Here is a 20,266-nt window from a genome sequence, read left to right as displayed (position 1 = left end):
TTTAATAGGTCCTGAGCCTAGGGCGTGTGCTGCGACAACTTACCGACTTTTTGGCGTGTTGCCCCGTATGACGCCTCCTGAGACCGACCGGATCCACGCCGAGGCTGAGAGGGGGTGCTCTCCTCAGCGGGACTCGCGATTTCGCGCCGCAGACATCACCATACCCTGCCAGTTTCCGCATCCTGCGAGTCTATGTTGCCAAAATCCCCACTCGAAACCATGGGGTTCTAATCTTTGGTTAGAGCTGCTTTTCTGGGCATAAACTGCGCTTCACGGGCTCGAACTTATCGATCAAGTCCAAAATCGGGTCGAACAGCACTACTAAGCGGCCTGTCGAAGCGCGCCGACGGTGAGGAGGTAACGTCCGGGCATCGGGCTCCGGTTCCTCAGCTGAAAGCACGGGAACTACAGTTAGCTCAGCCTGTCCTGGATCAGGTAATCCGTCCGCACACCGCGCATCGCTGACTATCTTTTCGAGGCAAATACCGAGCCTTTGCGGATTGCCACTGGATCAGAGGGGAGCCAACACCCCTCCCTCTCTCCGCACAGCCTAGCGCTCCGCAAAAAATTGGCCGAACCGCCTTGAAGTCGATCGCCACCACGCCCGTCCAACGCATTACTGCGCCCCAGATCTGCTTCGGATGATCGACAAATGAAGCAATCCTTTCTAAGCCATCACTGGCTCCTGCGCGGCCTCGAAAGCCAAGCGATCGGTCAGATGCTTACCCTCATCGGGGAGGCCATCTTTTCATGCATGCCCTAGGCATCGCCCCGATTCAAGAAACCACGATCCGATTCATTGCGCTCAGCGTATCGCGGATCTCGTACCAGTCCACCAATTTCTTGACTTTCGTGATGTCCAAACGGGGAATTCGCCGATCGCCGTCCTCCGGCCCATCACGAACCCAGAGGGTAACACGACGATATTCCACCTTCGACATCGGGACGTACCTTGCCCCGAGCTTGTTTTGCTGCGAAATCAAGGTCAAGCCAAACCGAACCGGCCGCAAGGCACCGCGATCTCAATTGCCTCGCCTTGCTTTGTCCACCGCATACTTGGTAGAGATTTAGACAGAATGAGAATCTCGGAAATTTCCCGTCGGAGACATGGCGCTTTTGCTGGCGTAGGCCCAAGCGCTTCCACATTCGGAAAAGCTAAACTCATAATTCAGCCTACGCTGCCGTTTTCATTGCGCTTTCTTACCGCCGACAGTAGAAGCAGTTCAGGAGGAGAGGCCGTCGCCAATCACGGTAACACTAAACGCGCTTCGGTTCCTAACTTCGTCGTCCATATATTTAAAATATGGATGGCAACTTTCGGTTCGGACGTGAGGCAGTTACTCGGCCCTAGTCGGCGAGCAAATTCTGGAGGCCATGCGCAGCTGGGGTTTTTGAACGTTTCCTTGGTGCTAAGCCGCCTTCGGCCAAGTAGGATCAACGAAACGCGCCATGCTCATCCATCCATTTGGCTTTTCCAGCCTTAGACCGGTAACTCATTTCTGCAAACCTTAGTATGCGCGCCAGAAATTACTAGGAGGTTTTCATATTTACCTACCGTAGCCTTCTTATCTCGAGGAGTGTTTGATGAGTCCGCCAAATGTAAAGGACTGCTCTAACCAATTGGCCGCTCTCGTGGGCCCATGGCTTCTTAATAAAGGTGACGTGTTAATGATGCGCACCGTTGAAGAAAACGTACAGACGATCCCGGTTGGAGCACTCATAGAGTTTTGGCAAGGCGGCATCCCACGTGATATGCTAAGAGTGGCGCAGCGCCCTACTTTTGACGAACTAGGGCGCCATGCCGCAGGTCTACAGATCACTGCTTTCATGCGCGCTCTCGCCAAAGGAGCAGCGTTGTCTTTGCCTAGTAGATGGACCAAACGATTAACAGGTCATCATCCTACGTCGCAGGTAAGCGCAATTTTAGACGCTTCAGGCTTCGCCTACGGAGACGTTTGGCCAATTCATCGGCTTGAAGCGCGCCTTGATGCGTATCGAAGGATCCGGAACCAGGGAGCGAAAATAATTATTCTCCCACAGGCGTTTGGGCCATTTGAGCAAACGAATGTTAGGAACGCGGCCTGTGAAATTTTCAATTTGTGTGATTTAATTTACGCTCGCGATGAAGAAAGTTACCATCACCTGCGGAGTTTGAATCTTTCGTCGGGACCAAAGCTCCGGATCTGTGCCGACATGACCTTTGTTCACCGCGGCACTCCGCCTATCAATCCCAATGAATGGCAAGACCGGGTGTGCATTGTCCCAAACGCCCGGATGCTCGACAGAACTTCTAAAACGACTGCAGCTGCGTACCTTGAAACCACTATACGTCTAATAAATTGGATCAGAGAGTATGGCTGCGAGCCATGGCTCGTGTTGCACGAGGCCAACGATGCACACATGATTGATGAACTGCGGGCGGAGGCCGGCGGCCAGATCCCGGTTTTAGACATCGATGCGAGCGAGACAAAAGGTGTGTTCGGATCGTGCCGAGCCGTCATTGCTTCTCGGTATCACGCTCTGATTAGCTCCTTGAGTCATGGCACACCCGTACTTGGCATGTCTTGGTCGCACAAATACGAAAGGCTTTTTCAAGAGTTTGAGCACTCGCGTTACCTGATCAAATTTCCCATAAGTGACGATGATCTTTATGAACGGTTAGGCGAACTCTTAAGCTTGGAGACGGGTAAAGATATTAAGGCTAATTTGATAAACCATTCCCAAGACAAGAAGGACCGTGTTCGACAAATGTGGGACGAGGTTAATACCTCGATTTGCGCGTAGCATTTTGCGATCAAAGCTCAGAATTGCTGTTCGGAGATCCGATGGCACCATAAACCAGAACCGCCGGCCGAAGTCGCAGTTCTAATAATCGGCATCACAGATAGTCGAGCGCCCCCGCGAGAGGATCTCAAATGACCTAGATTCCTTGACGCCACGTTTCGCAGAAAAAGGTACGGCAATTTTCAGGTCCGGCCAGCCGTAACTGATCATCATGATCACGCGTTCGTCCGGTTCGAGCGCGAGCATCTTGTTGATTCTCCACTCTCGTTCGGTATCGTCACCCCAGTTTATCACACATGAACCAACGCCTTGTACTTCAAGTCCGAGGACAAACGCCATCGCGGCCAAAGAAGCATCAACGTAAATGGCGTGCCGGTCCCGCTCGCCTGCATAAGCTCGCAGTCGTCCTACCACGACAATGATTGAGTTTATCTCGTCCAAAAATGAAATAGTCCCTGCTGCAACAGCAGCAATTTGCCTAGCGTCTTTTGGCCGGTCGAACACTCTAAATATAAATGGCTGGCGGTTACATGCGCTTGGAGATTGAAGAGCTACCTCCATCGCTCGATCAACCAGCCCCCTCGGTACAGGCACCGGCAGATAGCTTCTAACTGACCGCCGTTGAACCGCTAATCCATAGAGATCTGAAATTGAAATAAGACTGCCTTGGTCCCTGATGAAAGGTGCGGACGGCCTACTTTGGCCGCCTGTTGTGCGCCCAGCTAAAACTTCGAATCTCTCTTCTAGAAGCTTCAGTTTCTGATTTTGCTCCACCGACGAAAAGTAGCGCCTTAAGACATCGCGCGCCCAAATTACCTCTGAAGTAAATTGCCGCTCACCGTGAAACGCATCAATTAAATCTTCAAACCCAATGACCGTATCTTCTATGAAATCCAGACCAAAGGTCGCACGCCGGCTACGGGCAACGAGCCCTTTCTCAAGCCGGTGAATGTTCCGACGGAGGGAGTAGCTACTTTTCTCTCCCCGAAATCCAGCGAAATAGAGGGTTCGTCCGGCGGCGACCGCCCGGAACTCTCTTTCAAATGCATCTGATAAAAAGCCATAATAAAGCCTTCGCGCGCTGCTCCATTTCCCAGTCCGCTGTTCGACCCAACGACTCAGCAATCGGAAAATCCAACTGCGGCGCAGACGAAGAGACACCCTCCGCCAAAGCTGCCGCCAGCCCCAAGATCCATTCTCTACCATTTTATCGCCCATATCCCGCGGTACGCCTTTCTAGAAAGTACGCCCGAATGTTACCCTGCGGAGGCGCAACTTCGTGGCCAGCGCCCTCCACAAACTGACCAACTCGGATTCAGGCCCATGCGGCCGACCGGTCACAAACCACAAGATATACGTAATTATTAGATACGAAATTAGGCCATTAAAAATCATGAGTGCCAGGAAGAGCACCTCCAGACCGACAAGCGATCGAATGGGCTCCCACATAATAAACATCGACCCCACCATAACCAAGGAATTGAAACTCGGCTTGATGCAGCCGCTCAGCTGGAGCCATATAGACAAGCCACACGATTTCCGAATAAGGCTCATATTGAGTCGGGCGCTCACCAAGGAAGCTATCGCCCGACCGATAACGGCACCCATCAATACACCTATCGTGGTGGCCTGCCCGATGATAATGCCTCCGAGCAGAAGTGGCGCACGAGCGACAAATAACATTGTGTCTCTATAAAAAAGATCCCTCGTTTTTCCAACCGCCATAGCCATTGGTTGACTGTGATACATCGCTTGAAGTGCTGCAAGAATTGCGAGGACCTGAATGAGGGGAACAGTGGGTAGCCATTTGTCGCCCAGAAGCAGAGCAATAGACGGCTCAGCTAACACAGCGACACCGGCGCCAGCCGGAAATACGATCGTACACAGCAAAGCTTGCGCCCGGCGATAAGCCTGCTGAAGGCGCAATTGATCGCCCTTGATACGCGAAAAAGCGGGAAATAGAGCTTGTGCGACAGGCCCCTGAATTTGGCCAATCGTCATCGTCGGGATTCGGCCGCCCATCGTGTAAATTCCCAAGAGAGAAGGACTCACGAAATAGCCGAGCACAAGGGGATCCGCTTGGCTATTCAGGGAACGAACCCATCCACCTAAAGTAAGCCAAACCGAAAAGGAAAGAAGACCGCGATATTTAGAGAGAGAAAGTCGGGGCCTATATGGCATGAACGCATAGGACAATAAAAACCGCACACTTTGTGAAGCAACTATACCAGCGATAAGCGCCCAATAGGATCTAAATGCTATCGCGAGAGTTACCGAAATTATAAAGCCCGATAACTTATCAAGACAATTTAGAATTGTAACTTGCCAGAAAACGAGATTCCGCTCGAATACAATAAGCTTAGGATTAGATATCCCCCCGATAAATGCAGATCCTGCTAATACTAACATGACGTTAGTAAGTCTCTCATCTCCATAAAACGAAGCAATCGGATATGAAAATCCAGCAATAAGCAACCCAACAAGAAACGCTCGCATTAAGCCGAGCGTCCAAGCAGTGTGAAAATCATCCTCTTCTAAAGTATCGTTTTGCACGAGCGCTTGGGATGTAGAAAGGTCCGTGATCGTTCCCAAGACCATTGCGACAGAACTCGCAAGCGCGACGAGACCAAAATCAGCCGGAACCAAGACACGAGCCAAAACGAGTGTGCTGACAAATCCGAGTGCACCGGTAAATACACGAGAGGATACGATCCAAAGCGCACCCTTAATGAGGGGGACTTTCATCTCGGGCATTTAGTGGAGAACTCTTATCGGAGTGCGCTGACGAGTTTGGGAAAGCGGGCCGCCCACTCACACTGGGCCGCTGGTCCAATGTTATGATCGTTCCGCGCTGCCAAGGACGGCCCCGGCAGCCCTGGTTCGGAGATCCTAGCGTGGACTAGACAGGGGCACAAGCGAACGGCAGCGCAAACCTGATTTTCCGCCACCCCTTCTCTGCCACTTGAAAATTGGGTCAGTGTGGTACGTGGGTCCAGGTTCGTTAGAATGTCCCCGATTGTCAAGCCTATTCGCGACAACCATGAGTTTCGTAACAGGGCGGGGATAGCGGTCTTGCCGGGTTTGCCTTGTGCGAGAAGCTGCTAGTACCGGCCTTGAGGTTACGGCTGTTGCTGACTGCGACAAAAAGCCGACACCCCAGCACCTAACAAAGGTTGGCTCTGTCACCGCTTATATTGCTTCCACAACCCACTGCCGGACAGGCAGGTCAGAAGCTAAAGTTTCTTCGGCGAGGCCACCCACGGAGCCGATGGAGGCGTTTTTTGTGGCAACGCCGGGAGCCGAATCAGTGGCGGTGCAAGCAACGACCCAGGCTAAGGACCCTCGGAGTAATTCTCAATGGCTCGATGATCTGATTTAACGGCAGCGCTTTGGAGGCCCTTTAATGACTGACCTGATGTAGTTGTCGAAAGCGCAGATGAGCCGCGAACGAGCGTTATAAGACAAACTCAACGGATAGACCCGCTATCCGCGTTGGGCGGAGATCGGATTTTTTGAGCAACCGAGGGTGGGTAGCAGTGCGAGAGGTCCGGCGCTAACTTCAACTTAGGAAAACAACGGGTCAGGCCAACTTGCCGTCAAGCGAATTTGCCTGAAAAAGCAAAAATGATTGCGAAGTCCAGATTCAGCTGACCATAAGTGGGCCTGCCTCAAAGGACGTCCAAAATTGATAAGCGATGCAGTCCGATTGACAGGCCTGTTTGTGATGTGAGATCTCTAGCCGCTCGATAGGAAACCATGAAAGAAGCAAAAACGAACATTCGAGCAAACGGTCTGCCCCATGTTTTTAACGAGGCTATAACAATTTTGGACGCTCGCCTAAGACGAACTGTTCGGAAGTGTTGTCAAATCGCTATTTCCGTGGGAATTCCACCATCGTACGTGGGGTTCCGCGCAATGCCGACGGTGAAGGTGTCTAAACACGTAGATCAGATGCGAGCTTCGGGCAAAAGCGACGCTAAATATGAAGTCGTCCATCAGCCTGTCTCTGTGAACAATCCGCTTCCCTTTAACGTCGGCACACTTGAAGCGCTGCCAACCGACGCTGGTTGGTGGGGTTATTCGATGCGCGACGTACCTCAGCGGCGCCAATCTGAGACTTTTCTCGCCACCATTCCGAATGCGCAAGTCGTCTCGTATCTCGATGGGCGGAATGAATTTTTTCCGGCCATCCTAACGTGTAGCAACCGCGTTGCTGATTTACGTGAAATCGTCTTTCGTGGTCCTCATGCGGAAGTTATGCGCCGAAAGCCGCCTGTACGAAATTTAAAGCGAGCGACATGGATTTGCGAACGCGTCTACGACAACCATTCTCACTGGCTTACCGCGCATCTCCCAAAACTTTGCTTCCTGCGCGAGCGGCATGCTCTTTCTGATGTCCTGCTTCCCGAGAAATTGACTCCAGCAATGGTCTCGTCATTGAGCATGCTGGGGTTAGATCAAAAGGATTTCGGTACCTTCCGATCTGGTGAGTTGCTACAGGTGGAAGAGCTTACAATCCTTGGAACCGATAGATTTCGCGGCGAACTATTGCGGCCCGTCCGAGACGCCATGGCACCTACCAAGGGAAAAACACCATCACGGCGGATCTACATCAGTCGCAGCAAAGCACGAATGCGGAAGCTGTTAAACGAAGAGGATATCTGGCCGATATTAGAGGCGGCAGGTTTCGAACGAGTCCATATGGAAGATCTCGACTTCCCGGCGCAGGTCAATTTAATGTCGGATACAGCCGTTCTGGCTGCACCGCACGGGGCAGGACTCACCAACATGATGTTTTGTCCTCCGGGTTCGCATGTGCTTGAAATCGCATGGCCAGGATTTCCGAACCCGAACTTCTATGCTTTAGCAAGTGCTATGGATCTCCATTACGGCATCGTAAATGCTGAAGCTGCTGACGCTAAGGCTACCCCACTTGAGCGCGATATCACTGTTGATCCCGAAAATCTTCGCGCCGGAATCTCTGCGCTTGAAAGATCCATTGCCTTGCGAAACGCCGAAGTAGAAGATGCGCCTTGCAGATAACGGTGATCATCCCTGTGCTCAACGCTGAGCGCTATTTGGCTGCAACTATTCGTTCAGCTATGAACCAGAGCCGTCCACCAGATGAGATTCTCGTAGTCGACAACGGCTCAACTGACGCAAGCGTCAACATCGCTGAAGGCTTTGGAGGGCTTGTAAGGGTTTTACATCAATCTACTGCTGGCGCGTCTTCGGCTAGAAATATGGGCGCCGCCGAGGCAATTGGCGATGCGTTGATGTTTCTAGACGCGGATGACCTCATTGGCCCAACCGTGCTAGAAGAACTTTCGGCAGTGCTGGAGACATGTCCTGGCTCAGTGGCTTGTTGTCCTTGGCGCCGGTACGAATTGGTTGAGCAAAGTTGGCGGGTAAAGCCCGCCTCTTGCAAGCCGAGGCGGCCGGGCCAGCATCCGCTGTCGGCATGGCTGATGGGATGGTACCACCCCCCTTGTTCCGTGCTCTGGTCAAAAAAAGCGTACGCGAAAAGCGGCGGTTGGAATCCGGCTATTAGCGTCGATGACGACGGCGATCTAATGATGAGAGCTCTTGCTACCGGAGTACGTCTGGAGCGGACTGCAGGTGGCACCGCTTATTACCGCCGGTTGCCTGGAGGAGCGATCTCGCTGAGCGGGCAACGGTCGACCCGCAAAGGTCTCATATCCCGTCTAGCGGTTTTAGAGAGCGTAGAAGAAAGATTGGTAGAGCAGGGGGGCGCGCAGTCCTTTCGGCTTTCACTGCATGACGCCTACAGACGGTTGGCGGGCGAAGCGAGCGAGGATGCGCCGGATCTTGTACCGGCGATAACGTCGGGCATGCACCGCAACCGACCTTCTATCAAGGAACGGGCTCAATTAGGCATATCGAAAGCTTCGAAGCTGATTCCGTGCTGCCGCGATGAGCCAGAACATGCGCCAACGGTCCACGAGACAAATACCTTAGATCTGATTGCCTCGCCGCAAGATGAGCCGCTCGTGAGCGTCGTAATTCCAACCTATAACCGTGCTATGCTTACTGGCGGGGCTTTGGACAGCGTTTTGAAGCAGGATTATTTGAATTTCGAGGTTTTGGTCGTAGATGATGCATCGACGGACGATACGAGCGCCGTTATCGCCGTGCGCGACGATGCCCGCGTCCGTTACCTTAAGCAGCAAACGAACCAGGGTGTCGCAGCGGCTCGCAACCGCGGCATTGCGGAGGCGAAGGGCGCATTGATTGCTTTCCTTGATTCTGATGATCAATGGGTGCCAGAGAAGCTCAGCCGCCAGGTGGAACTGGCTCGCCGCCGACCCGACCTGGTAGGCCTCTTTTACACAGGAGCGGTAGAACGCTGGCAAGATGGCGATAGTGTCTGGCTGCCCACCGTTCGTGGTAGAGCGCTGTCGCACTTGCTTCACCGGAACGTGCTGCACGTCACCACAAGTAGCACCCTGATCAGGCGAGAGGTCTTCGAAGTGGTCGGATTCTTCGACGAACGCACGCCAGCAAACGAGGACCACGACATGTGGACCCGAATTGCCACTTTTTTTGAGATCGACTACGTCGACGAGCCCCTAATCATCTACTCCCACGCAGCACTCGGTATGGGGGGCGAGGACCGCCGATCTCAAAACTTTGCTGCCAATATGCAGGCCCGTCTCGATTTTCTCACATTCCACGGCGCAGAGGCTAAGCGATTTAAGGTCCGGCACCTCTTCCACTTGGACTGTGCTCGTCGCCACTTAGAATCTCCGCATGGACAAATCAAACAGGCGCGAATGCATCTCGCAAAGGCGGTGATAGATTGTCCGCGTCAGCCGCGGCTCGGCCTTTGGCTTTCGTTCTCTTTGCTCCCCGGCTTCATTAGAAAGCATTTGACCTCCCCCCTTCAGAGGCTGAAAACTCACCTGCCGTCTCGCTTGTGGATGGGACGTTCTTCGCCGAGCAGCAGCATAAATCAAACTTGGTGAGGCCTAAAGCTGGATACGCGAAACAACCATGGCTTTGGCGGCACGGTTGGACATGGCGCCCGTGGGTAGGGAAAGGTCCTCTGAGGACGTCGATGGACTGCTCTGCAGAGGCGCACCGATCCCGTGGCTGCACGACGTTTGTGGAAGATTAGAGCCGGTCGAAGTGGTCGGCCCATTGGCCAGCGTTGGCTTAGTTTGCGTTGGGACAGTCAATGGCGACGTTGAGCAGTTCGTAGCAAAAACGGGCCGCGTGTTTGATGGGAACTCTCCCGGAGATGATGCAACTGAATTACAGTCAAGCCGACAAAGCGGAAGGTGATTATGGGTCTCCGGCTGGACGCGGCATCAATGATGGGAAGCCGCAATCTCTCAGGAAGCTATCGGGAAAAGTTTAGGAGCTCCATGCCCGCACTATGTAGAAGGCGCCGATTCTCTCGCGGCAAGGGCAGGCTCCCAGCGCAAGATTGCTGCAATCATGGCAAATAGAACAGTCAACCAGATCAAGCGGCTAATATAACGCCATTGCGGCTCGACCACGGCGCCGCCGAAACCCGACATCAGCACCATGGCGGCAAAAGTGATCAGCACCCAATTGCGCAAGATCGAATGACGCCAGTCTCCTTGGTCTCCTGGAGCAAGTAAGCAATAGGCAAGCACGATCAGCGAAATGACAACGGCGATCTTGAGCAACGCATCCATCGCACCCTCTGGCCAAGCTTCCTTGTCCGCCAAAGTGGTCTTCATATCCTCGCCCACAGCCTCCGGAATCGCTACCCAGCAATACGCTCGATCGGAACAATTGCGGTTGAGTCCAGTGTACTCCACCCAAGTCAGCTGCTTGAAGGTATTGCGGATGATCGCACCAGTCTGCGCGACCGGATCGTGCAAGAAAACGGCAATTGCGAAAGCCTTGTCCTCCTCGCCCATCTTGCGCCGTTCTTCGGGCGTCGCAAGTAGGTAAGTCCCTACCCCCGGCCTTGTGACGGAAAGGATCGCGCTTGCATGGCTAAGGTCGCCGCGTTCGACACGGCAAATCTGGAAGCGATTGCCGTTACAGCCCGCGTCAAGAAAGTCTCTGCCTGGTCCATCCGCAATGAAACGCGCTGACATCAGCGGGAGCAATTGCGGCTCCTTGCCCATTACCTTTTCGGTCGCGAAAGCGGTAATCTGAAGCGAAACAAATCCGATTAACAACCCGCCAATTGCGGCCACCCAACCACGTGTCGGCACTTTCATAACATTCTTGAACAACGCGAGCAGCACCAACTGTCCAAGCATACCGGCAAGCAAGACGATATGGGTCAAGTGCGATACGACCGCCGTGACAATCGTCATGAAGAGAAGGAAGATCTCAAGCTTCGTTAGCTTCCCCGGGGTGGATAGGAGCAGGAACGCGAGAATGCCGAACGCGCCAAACGCATCGGCCAGTAACATTCCATTGTAGAAGGGAAGCGTCGTCAGCGCAGCGAGTAGGAGAACGACAGACGTCACCACCTTGCGGTCCACGATCCCAAACCGCTTTAGCGTGAGATATATGAGGAAATAGGCGAGTGTCGCTTGGAAGGCGATAAACAACCAAAAGTTGCTGGTTACATAGCCCACCCACATCAACGCGCCAATGTAGGGCGAGCGGCCGGTCATCACGAGGCCGGCTGAGATATCGTTGTGGGTACGAAACTGTGGATCGGTCTGGACCGGCCCAGGCCGAGGCATCGCTTCTTTCGACGATCCTCCAGCGGACGGCGGCAATTGTCCCGCGTACCGCGCGGTCCAAGCGGTTGAGATTTCCTTCTGCGAAACGAGGTGAGCGGCCAGATCCGCGGCCCGAATATAATTAGTTGTATCGTCGAAAAAGAAGGCAAATCCATTCACCAGCGGCGTCCACATTAGAGCAAGCACGCAGAGCAAATGGAGTACCCAGCCCCTAAGATAGTGCTTTTTTGTCCGGATAATCGACGCCAACGCCGTGTTCCCCATAGCGTCCAAGGTAACCTTTCCTTCTCTCCATAGCACGCGTTAGGCGAGCTTGCGTGCTATCTTCCGCCCCTCGCGGATTGCATAGTTAGTGCCCCGGTCTTCGGGATAGATCTGCGCCATCGAGCAAATGTAGAGCCCCTCACGTGGCCCGGTCTCGGAAGGTATTAGCTGCGAGTAATGCTTTTCGACCACCGGCTGCGACCAGCGCGCTTTCCACACGTGGAACCTGTGGATCCAGTCATCTTGAAAATCGGGAAACATCATTTTGAGGTGCGGCAGCGAGAACTGCATCACCTCGTCCGGACTCATCGCGTAGAGTTCGTCGGTGTGCGGCAGGTATTTCGACAGATAGACGATATGTTTGCCGCCGTAGGTCTCTGGGCTTTCGAAATTGGTGTGCTCGATCACCCCGACGAAGGGGAAGCTGGGATCGTTGACATTAAGCCAGTAAGTCGAGCTCAGTGAGCGATCGAGTTCGAGTACGAGACATACATTGGCGAGATAGTCGATTCGGCGGAGCGAGTTGAGGTAGTCCGCCTCCGCCCAATCCTCGATCATGTCGGCGATCAGCGGCAAAGCGGGCGTCGCGATTACGACGTCGCTTTCAAATCGATTGCCATTCGCTTCCACTGCCCAACGATTGTCCGGTAGGGGGGCAATCGATTTGGCCGGCATGTTCAAATGGACCTCGCCGCCTTGCTCGCGGATCGCTTCGGCTGTCGCTTCGGCGAGCCGCGCGAAAGAGCCCTTGAAATAAGCAAGCCGTTCCTCACCAGCCGAGCCTCGCGAGCCACCGCGCAGTTTAAGCTTGTTCCAAAACCAGACGGCCGAAACCTTCTCCGCATAGGGCCCGAATTTGCCCTGCAGCAGCGGCTCCCACATCATTTCGTAGACGCGCGCCCCACCCAACTGGCGCAGCCATTCGGAAGCGGTCTTCTCTTCGAGCCGCCTCCAGTCCTTTACCCCGCGTGCACGCAGGGTCAGCACGCCTAAACGGATGCGGTCCATGAACGGCAGAGGGGAGAAGCGCAGGAGGTCCATTGGCGTGGAAAGCTTGAAAACCGACTTGTTGTAATAAACGCCCGTATTGGTGGGATTCGTTACCACTTCGTCCAACATGCCGAGATTCTCTATCAGGCCCATCACCTCGAGATCGTTGGTGAACCAGTGATGATAGAAGCGGTCGATTCGCTCACCATCACCCTCAAAGGCGCCCGCGAGGCCCCCGACGAAATCATCGGCCTCGAGCACGGTCACCTTGTGACCGGCGCGCGCGAGGTCGTAGCCCGCGGACAGGCCGGCAAACCCACCGCCGATGATGGTAATTTCTTTTAGAAAAGTCGTCATTGAGTTAGATCGTTGCCTTCTTCGAATGGAAGTTGCCTCTGCCCCTAATCGACCACAGACCAAGACCCGCGCCACCTATCATCGTTGCAGGGAGCCATAGGACCAGGTGCACGAGGAGGGCAAATGCTGTGGCGGCCCCGGCAGAATTACCGAGAGCTTCTGCTGACTTGATCGCGAAGAAATCAAATGTGCCGATATGACCAGGCGTTGAAGGCAACATCGTCGCTAGCGTAGCCACCGGCAGCGCCAGAAAACCCACCAGGGGTTCTACGATGTCGGGGATAGCGCGAGCGCTTGCCCAGAACACGAGGCCTTCGAAGCCCCAGACAAAAACCGACCAGAGCAGTAGGACAGACATGCGCGTACCCTGCGCAAGATGACGCAGCGTTTCAAAGAGATGATCGAAGAAACCTCCTATGCGTTTATGGAAGCTCGGCAAAATCCTGCTCATCATTCGCAGAAAAACGACACTTGGCCATTCTAGCACCCGCGGGAATAAGAGCAGCGTTATGATCACCAGCGCAAGCGCAAAGACCCCATAGACACCAAGTTGGGCAACCGTACCCGCCAGGCCCTCGATCGGTTCGAAAAGGAGCAGGCAGATGGCGAGGACTACAAGAAGGCTGAATAGGTCGAGCAGCCGTTCGACGAGTAAACTTGCGAGTAGTGCCGATTTTGGCACTTCGAGATGGCCCGAAAGACCATAAACGCGCAGAACGTCACCGGCGCGGAATGGCAGGACATTGTTCGCCGCGATCGAGCCCATGAACGGGGTGACGCAGGCGCCCCAGCTGAGCGCAGGATTATCGCGCAATAGCATGCTACGCCAACGCGCGACACGGCATGCGTAGCCAGCGAGAAACAGTCCGATCGCGGCTGCAATCCACACAGGATTGGCTCGGCGCAGAACAGCCATCAACTCCGCCCCGTTCACATTGCGGGCGATCAGCCACACGAACAGTGCCGTAACCGCGATGCCTAACGCAAGTTGCGCCGCATACCTAGTCGAGAACCGGATCATTCGGCGGCGATCACCCTCCGCTTGAGCACGGTCGTGTTTATCGATACGTCGTCGAATCCGATCCTCTCCCGCACCACATAAAGCGGTCGCTTCTTTACCTCGCTATAAATTCGCCCGACATATTCGCCCAGGATGCCGAGGCAAACGAGTTGCACACCGCCGAGGAAGAGCAGTGCAATCATGATCGCCGTCCAGCCCTCGACCCAGATTGAAGTGGTCAGCCGGAGCGCTAGGACATAAAGGATCCCAAGCAAGGCAAGAACCGCGGTTGCAAGCCCAATGCTCGTTGCGAAGCGGAGAGGCTTGGCCGAGAAGGACAGGATTCCGTCCGAGGCGAAGCGGATCATTTTGCGCAGTGGATACTTGGAGGTTCCGGCAATGCGTCTAGCCCGTTCATAGGGTAGTGATGTTTGTTTAAAACCGACCCACGACACCATCCCGCGCACGAAGCGATCACGCTCGGGCATCGATTTGAGCACATCGACGACGTTGCGCCCTATCAGGCGGAAGTCGCCCGTATCTAGCGGGATTGGCACTTCCGAAAGGCCGTTTAGAACGCGGTAGAACCCGCGCGCAGTAAACAGCTTGAAGCGGCTTTCGCCCGGTCGCAAGGTGCGCGTGCCATAGACGACGTCATAACCCTCGCGCCACTTGACGATCATCTCAACGATCGTCTGGGGCGGGTCTTGCAGATCGGCATCGATCAGGACAACGGCATCACCGCTTGCTGCATCGATCCCAGCAGTGACTGCGATTTGATGACCAAAATTGCGAGCAAAGCTAAGCAATTTGATTCGCGGGTCTCTTCCCGCCGCCTCGCGCAGCAATTGCAAGGTTGCGTCCTTTGAACCGTCATCGACGAAGATCAGCTCGAAGTCGTAACTAGGCTGACCATCGCAAAGGCGCGTGAGCTGCCTGATCGTCTCGGCAATTGCATCTTCCTCGTCGTAACATGGCACGACGATTGAAATGAGTTGCTTCGCACTACCGGTATCCACTTCACCCTCCCCCGCCTGCCCAACCAATTCAACACAATACCTTAAACTATCGCAAACGGACATGGCTTGATTGGTAAATGTTTAAGCGAACTGGCAAGGTCTCATCCCAAAACGAGCGGACAACATGGTGTTCGATTCAATCCCGTCAGCCACAAACCATGGCACTGCATTGTCGCAATCGTGAAGCGCGGATTACCCGTCAATGTGCCCTTCGAGTGCTATCATCTGTGGATAGCCTCTGCGCGGCAAGGGTTAAAATGATTTGATGTATTGATCTGCGATGGTCCGGACAGTGCGCCCAGACCGGGTCCCACTCTATCCAAATAGCACTTCTTTGGAAGATCATTTGAGTTCAAGGCTTTGAGGCAAATGCGGGTTTGTGCTGGCTGCGACCGTGAAAGAGCAAGAATTACTCCACATCATATGGTTGGCACGCATGATTGCGGTGGGGTGGCGGTGGTGGTCCGTCACCCCCTCCCCTCACCCCTTCTCTTTGACGCGCCCGAGTTTTTTAGAGCCGGTTTCAGTTGAGTCTCGGATTTCTATCGAGGATTTGGCATGCCGCAAGTAGTCGACTTCCACCTCGGCGGGCGGGATGTGTCCGATGAGACTGAGCAGGAGTTGGTTGTTCAACCCGTCGACCTAGCGCAGGGTCGCCTTCGGCCGCCGAAGAATTTAGCTACGAGCTGAGTAGCAACTTATCCATGAACGGGAACAGTTCAAATATTGGCGCTGTTCACGCGGATATCGCTCAGGCGCCGCTCCCACGCCAACGCATGACTGATAATCGCCTCGAGATCGTCGTGCCGCGGCTTCCAAGGCAACTTTGCCATAATCCGAGTATTGTCAGAAACGAGCAAATCGGGGTCACCAGCGCGGCGCGGCTCCATCCGTCTCTCAATCTTACCTTTTGTCACTCTATCGACCGAATCGAGCACATCTCCGACCGAATACCCGTGACCGTATCCACAATTCATCGTCAGCGAGTGCCTCGGCTCAGCGAGCAGCGCCTCAAGCGCAAGAACGTGCGCTACAGCGAGATCAGAGACGTGGATATAATCGCGGACCCCCGTCCCGTCCGGAGTGTCGTAATCGGTGCCAAAGACTGAAACATGGCTTCGCTTACCCAATGCTGCCTCGACTGCGACTTTGACCAGATGGGTCGCGCCCTCAGTGGCCTGTCCGCTGCGCCCCTGCGGGTCGGCCCCAGCAACATTGAAATAGCGTAAGGCGCAATGATTGAGCGGGTGCGCAGCAGAGACATCGCTTAACATCCGTTCAGTCATGAGCTTCGACCAGCCGTAGGGGTTGATCGGCCGTTGCGGAGCGTCCTCAGCTACCGGCGAAGTTTCGGGGATGCCGTAGGTCGCTGCAGTACTCGAAAAGATAAAATGCGGCACGTTCGCGCTCACCGTCGCAGCGATCAGAGCACGTGTCTTGGCCGTGTTGTTGTCGTAGTATTTGAGTGGATCAAGGACCGACTCGGGTACTACGACCGAACCGGCAAAGTGCATGACCGCACGAGTACCCTGCTCGGCAAAGATCTGTGCAAGGAGGTCTTGGTCCTCGATGTCGCCTTGATAGAACGGAACACTATCCGGCAGGGCGAAGCGAAATCCGGTGACGAGGTTGTCAATCACCGCGACCGGCCATCCGGCATCAACTAGCGCCAGCACGGCGTGGCTGCCGATATATCCAGCACCCCCGGTAACCAGAACAGGTATCTTAGATGTCATGTGCGCTCAGCTACCACGGATCTCGTCCACCGCTAGATGGTATTATCATAAGCGTTGATCCAGGGGGCGTGCTGAGAAGAGCTTGATGGCGGTTAGACAGTGATCGGCGCGCTTGTCGCAACGGATCATCAAGCCTTTGGCACGGTCGAATTTTCCGAAAAGGCGTTCGATCCAGTTGAGATAGCAGCAGAGTAACTGGTCGAAAACGAGGCTCTGCTTGCGATTAAGTTGGGGAGAAATGTTGAAAAGGCCGTCCTGCTATGTGGTCTGCCCGACCAGCGACTAGGAAGCTGGAAGCGCCATTTTATAATTGGGCAGCCGAGCGGTAACAATCGTCGCTGCCTCGTTGAATTCGACGTTCCAAGGTGAGGTCTGGAAGGCTAAGCCAGTTGTCCATCACCTAGGGTACGATCAGTCACTGCTCCCCCTTGCGTGTTACGCTTCTTGGTCGTCTGACTGCTCGGCTAGCAGCTTCTCGACCAGATCGTGCTCGGGCCCTGCCACAGTTCCTTGTGACATAAGCGCCCACTCAAACCCCCAGGTTAAAAGCAGTGGTTCAAGAGCTCAGAAATAAGTAGATCCAAATTTTGCTTCGCGCCCACGCCCACCTGCGGTAACAAGTATGTCACATTTCGGAGGAACGATTGAGAAAACCTGGCAATTCGACCGCCCGGATCGATCCAATGGCCCAGCGTGGGTTTTCCAGGTTAATTGAAGGCTGGAGATGGGCCCTAAGCGCATGCGTTGCGTCTGCAATGATTTTTATATTTGGCTTAGCGATAAGTCTGGCAACATCCACGCCATTGAAGCTTTTATTGCAGGACCCAAATCACACGGCGAACAACCCTTGGTATTTCGGATTTATAGAATTCGCAAGTGTACTAATTCTTATTGCCGCCGGCGCAGTAGCTATATTCTCCGCATCGCTAACTAAAGGGCCATGCAAGCGATTTCTGTATGTTGGAGGCTTTATTACAGTTGCGCTAGCAATTGACGATGCATATATGCTGCATGAAGAGATTTCAGAACGATCATTCTATATTGCCTATGGCATCTTAATACCTCTTTTCTTTATTTGGAATCGTAAATTTGTTTTTGATGGCCCGCTTCTCATAATTTTTCTCTCGGGATTTATGCTCGCTCTGGCTGTATTGATAGATACGGCAAACGATTGGGGTTACTTTGGGCCTTCAGAGCCGGAAAATCTTCTTGAGCTTTTTGGATTTTTTTTATGGAGCGCGTATTTCTTTTCAGTTAGCAGAATGTCGATATCTAGGAGTGCGTCAGATCCATAATGATCGGCGTCATTTTGTAACACAATACTCTTTAGATCTTATTTTTAGAGCTAAGTGGAAACTGAATATGCCGGGCAGGATTCCGGCACTTTATGGCAATGCGGTTGTTTGGGTCAAAACCCCAGCAGCCTAACCCTGCTGACATTCTTGTGAAGCAATACGCGGCCCGACACATCTGCGCCGCGCACCCTAAAAAGAGACTTTGCGATATCCAGCCCAATAATGCTAACTTTCTAATTGGACGCCTCCTCATTAATCGCGTTCAAACACCTCCATCATGGCACATCAATGCCGTCTCGGTGCGTCCGCCCATCACCCTAGAAGCCGTCGTAGAGCGGCTCAGGACGAAACCTTAAAAGCAGCAGTCCAACAGCACGAAGCTGCGATGCGCTCAGATTACGTTAGATTTTGCGTGGCTCGAGCCCGGCTTCCTGCCCAAAGCTGCCCAAGCAACACCCAAAGGCTGATCCCGCCGAACGGCCTTTCCCCTTTGGATGTGATTCATCCTGCTGGAAGTATTAGTCCCGCTTAGGCGACTCGGACACCTTACCCATCATTACGGATGTGTCCTGCGCAACCTGTGCATTCAAGGGCGCGCGGGTTCCGATAGTAGCCGGCCAGCCAACGCGGAAATTCGATCTGCCCACACCAATTTCTCAAGCCATTCTGGCGGGATGCCAGACTTACCATGCAATGCACCAGCCAATTGCCCCGCGATTGCAGCAGTCGTATTGGCGTCGTCACCCAGATTGGCCGCGCGCAACACAATGTCCCGGTAGGTTCCGCCACCACCGGCCTGCGGATCATTGCACCACAAGGCCGCTTCGAGACTATGGGCCACATAACCGCTCGTGGCGATCTGCGCTCTGGTCTTACTTCGCCAGCCACCTGCAATTATCCCTGCGATCGGCTCGATAAATGACATTTCTTGCGCCCGTGCCAAGCATTCCGAAAAATCCGCTCCGAGAATGGCTGATCGCATCATCACCGAATACGCTTCGCATGCATCGAGGCAGGCTCGGGCTGCGTGGGTGGTGGCACTCTGGGTTCTAGCTACATCACGCATAGCATCCGCGCCCGCTTGCACGCCCCAGATCGCGATAGGAGCTACACGCATCAACGAGCCGTTGCCCGCCGTCATCTCATCTCGAGATCCTGCGATCGGTTCTCCAGTTGTCTCGAAATGCGCCAGAGCGGCCCTCGTAGTAAGGCCGATGCCGAAACATTCCCCCGTGGGGCTATACTCTCCGCTTCGCCACCATCGCACGAACCGAGACATCAAATCTTCCGGGTCCAGATCAATTCGGCCTTCAAGGCTCTCGCCCAACGCCAGCGCCATCGAGGTGTCATCAGTCCACATGCCTGCAGGCAGTGAAAAAGGCCCACCGCCGACCATACCCGTAAGGTGTTCGTAGCTGTCTCGCGATTTATATTCCAAGGTGGTGCCAACAGCATCGCCCGTGGCTAAACCTAGCAGGGCTCCGACCGCACGGTCGTGAATCGCATCTGTAATTAAGGTGGATTCGCGCATTGGTTCTGCTCCGCTATGAATTGATTTCGACCCCGATTCAAACCTCGGCGCGACTTGGTAAAGCGAAGCGATCAACCCGGCGACGGTTTTGTCGTCGACGTATTCTGTGATCAGCCTCATCTTTGATTGTTAAACACTAAATACAACGGCATCGAATATTCTTTTTCTAGGCTGCCCCCCACCACATCGATTAAACCCGGGGTCAGGCAGGCCGACATTTCGGCCTCGTCTCGCATCTGATCGCGACCACCGCTACTGTACAAATTGTACCCCCGCTCTCCCGTTGCCCGCGGAAAGCTTATAGCCGATCAAATAGAATTGAAAGTCCGGCGGGAGTGCTTCTCCGGTCCTAGGTGGCCTCAGCGTAGTTTCGCGGATCAGCCGCTAAACCGTGGATGCCCGATTGTTCTAAAGTCGGATGATCTGCGGAAGTACATTGATGTGCACCAGCACCTCGATATGCCGGAATGCGGCCGCAGAGATCGGCACGGAGTGGCGAAGGGACGTCAATTTCATCTCATTCTGGCTCATGGGCTCGTCTAAACAGCTTGGATGCAGCTTCGGTGCGAGGTCGCCGCCGAACTGTATGTG

Annotated in this window: 15 protein-coding genes; 4 read left to right on the top strand and 11 right to left on the bottom strand. The window is 54.1% G+C overall.

What is annotated here, in order from left to right; genetic code table 11:
* Nucleotides 1-776: 776 nt before the first annotated feature.
* Entirely contained in the window at nucleotides 777-941 is a 165-nt protein-coding gene (locus A9995_RS15415; RefSeq protein WP_168157435.1) for a hypothetical protein, read from the bottom strand.
* Between the two features lie 727 nt (nucleotides 942-1,668).
* Here A9995_RS15415 and A9995_RS16340 point away from each other — a divergent pair.
* Nucleotides 1,669-2,784: a polysaccharide pyruvyl transferase family protein gene (locus A9995_RS16340; protein WP_168157434.1), complete on the top strand. Its 1,116-nt coding sequence runs from the start codon at nucleotides 1,669-1,671 to the stop codon at nucleotides 2,782-2,784.
* A gap of 81 nt (nucleotides 2,785-2,865) precedes the next feature.
* Here A9995_RS16340 and A9995_RS15405 read toward each other — a convergent pair whose 3' ends face one another.
* Both A9995_RS15405 and A9995_RS16335 read right to left on the bottom strand, forming a co-directional pair.
* Complete coding sequence (locus tag A9995_RS15405) at nucleotides 2,866-4,002, bottom strand: nitroreductase family protein (RefSeq protein ID WP_067614637.1); 1,137 nt, start codon at nucleotides 4,000-4,002, stop codon at nucleotides 2,866-2,868.
* Nucleotides 4,003-4,020: 18 nt separating this feature from the next.
* The gene (locus A9995_RS16335; protein ID WP_082992813.1) at nucleotides 4,021-5,538 is read right to left on the bottom strand and encodes a lipopolysaccharide biosynthesis protein; all 1,518 of its coding nucleotides are present in this window, start codon (nucleotides 5,536-5,538) and stop codon (nucleotides 4,021-4,023) included.
* Between the two features lie 1,002 nt (nucleotides 5,539-6,540).
* Here A9995_RS16335 and A9995_RS16330 point away from each other — a divergent pair.
* Both A9995_RS16330 and A9995_RS16325 read left to right on the top strand, forming a co-directional pair.
* On the top strand, nucleotides 6,541-7,827 hold the full coding sequence (locus tag A9995_RS16330; protein ID WP_082992812.1) for a DUF563 domain-containing protein: 1,287 nt from the start codon (nucleotides 6,541-6,543) through the stop codon (nucleotides 7,825-7,827).
* Nucleotides 7,828-7,829: 2 nt separating this feature from the next.
* Entirely contained in the window at nucleotides 7,830-9,770 is a 1,941-nt protein-coding gene (locus A9995_RS16325; RefSeq protein WP_168157432.1) for a glycosyltransferase, read from the top strand.
* 411 nt (nucleotides 9,771-10,181) lie between these two features.
* On the opposite strand, the gene A9995_RS15390 is transcribed toward A9995_RS16325, so the two are convergent.
* From A9995_RS15390 to galE, 6 genes are all read right to left on the bottom strand, one after another.
* Nucleotides 10,182-11,657: a hypothetical protein gene (locus A9995_RS15390; protein ID WP_233998259.1), complete on the bottom strand. Its 1,476-nt coding sequence runs from the start codon at nucleotides 11,655-11,657 to the stop codon at nucleotides 10,182-10,184.
* 129 nt (nucleotides 11,658-11,786) lie between these two features.
* Entirely contained in the window at nucleotides 11,787-13,094 is a 1,308-nt protein-coding gene (locus A9995_RS15385; RefSeq protein WP_067614628.1) for an NAD(P)/FAD-dependent oxidoreductase, read from the bottom strand.
* Nucleotides 13,095-13,098: 4 nt separating this feature from the next.
* On the bottom strand, nucleotides 13,099-14,115 hold the full coding sequence (locus A9995_RS15380; RefSeq protein ID WP_067614626.1) for a lysylphosphatidylglycerol synthase transmembrane domain-containing protein: 1,017 nt from the start codon (nucleotides 14,113-14,115) through the stop codon (nucleotides 13,099-13,101).
* The gene (locus tag A9995_RS15375) at nucleotides 14,112-15,113 is read right to left on the bottom strand and encodes a glycosyltransferase family 2 protein (protein WP_067614645.1); all 1,002 of its coding nucleotides are present in this window, start codon (nucleotides 15,111-15,113) and stop codon (nucleotides 14,112-14,114) included. Before A9995_RS15375 ends, A9995_RS15380 begins: the two co-directional genes overlap by 4 nt.
* A 480-nt stretch (nucleotides 15,114-15,593) precedes the next feature.
* A complete protein-coding gene (locus A9995_RS17145; protein ID WP_168157430.1) occupies nucleotides 15,594-15,746 on the bottom strand; it encodes a hypothetical protein in 153 nt (50 codons plus the stop codon).
* Between the two features lie 86 nt (nucleotides 15,747-15,832).
* Entirely contained in the window at nucleotides 15,833-16,849 is a 1,017-nt protein-coding gene (gene galE, locus A9995_RS15370; RefSeq protein WP_067614624.1) for a UDP-glucose 4-epimerase GalE, read from the bottom strand.
* 644 nt (nucleotides 16,850-17,493) lie between these two features.
* Here galE and A9995_RS16880 point away from each other — a divergent pair.
* Nucleotides 17,494-18,144 carry a hypothetical protein gene (locus tag A9995_RS16880; RefSeq protein ID WP_168157429.1) on the top strand — a complete coding sequence of 217 codons (651 nt, stop codon included), beginning with the start codon at nucleotides 17,494-17,496 and terminating at the stop codon, nucleotides 18,142-18,144.
* A 586-nt stretch (nucleotides 18,145-18,730) separates the two neighbouring features.
* On the opposite strand, the gene A9995_RS15365 is transcribed toward A9995_RS16880, so the two are convergent.
* Nucleotides 18,731-19,795: an ADP-ribosylglycohydrolase family protein gene (locus tag A9995_RS15365; protein WP_145917014.1), complete on the bottom strand. Its 1,065-nt coding sequence runs from the start codon at nucleotides 19,793-19,795 to the stop codon at nucleotides 18,731-18,733.
* A gap of 288 nt (nucleotides 19,796-20,083) precedes the next feature.
* Nucleotides 20,084-20,266: hypothetical protein (locus A9995_RS17460; RefSeq protein ID WP_233998257.1), on the bottom strand; the 183-nt coding region annotated here is incomplete at its 5' end.

Origin of the sequence: Erythrobacter sp. QSSC1-22B, from assembly GCF_001678665.1 — a bacterium.
Classification (GTDB): Bacteria; Pseudomonadota; Alphaproteobacteria; order Sphingomonadales; family Sphingomonadaceae; genus Qipengyuania.
This window is presented reverse-complemented; position numbering and strand designations above follow the sequence as displayed.

Bases quoted from the DNA above. Each gene is read 5' to 3' on its own strand.
- A9995_RS16330 (WP_082992812.1), top strand. From the start codon at position 6,541: ATGAAAGAAGCAAAAACGAACATTCGAGCAAACGGTCTGCCCCATGTT.
- A9995_RS16335 (WP_082992813.1), bottom strand. From the start codon at position 5,538: ATGCCCGAGATGAAAGTCCCCCTCATTAAGGGTGCGCTTTGGATCGTA.
- A9995_RS15365 (WP_145917014.1), bottom strand. From the start codon at position 19,795: ATGAGGCTGATCACAGAATACGTCGACGACAAAACCGTCGCCGGGTTG.
- A9995_RS15380 (WP_067614626.1), bottom strand. From the start codon at position 14,115: ATGATCCGGTTCTCGACTAGGTATGCGGCGCAACTTGCGTTAGGCATC.
- A9995_RS15385 (WP_067614628.1), bottom strand. From the start codon at position 13,094: ATGACGACTTTTCTAAAAGAAATTACCATCATCGGCGGTGGGTTTGCC.
- A9995_RS15390 (WP_233998259.1), bottom strand. From the start codon at position 11,657: ATGTGGACGCCGCTGGTGAATGGATTTGCCTTCTTTTTCGACGATACA.
- A9995_RS15405 (WP_067614637.1), bottom strand. From the start codon at position 4,002: ATGGGCGATAAAATGGTAGAGAATGGATCTTGGGGCTGGCGGCAGCTT.
- galE (WP_067614624.1), bottom strand. From the start codon at position 16,849: ATGACATCTAAGATACCTGTTCTGGTTACCGGGGGTGCTGGATATATC.
- A9995_RS15415 (WP_168157435.1), bottom strand. From the start codon at position 941: ATGTCGAAGGTGGAATATCGTCGTGTTACCCTCTGGGTTCGTGATGGG.
- A9995_RS16340 (WP_168157434.1), top strand. From the start codon at position 1,669: ATGATGCGCACCGTTGAAGAAAACGTACAGACGATCCCGGTTGGAGCA.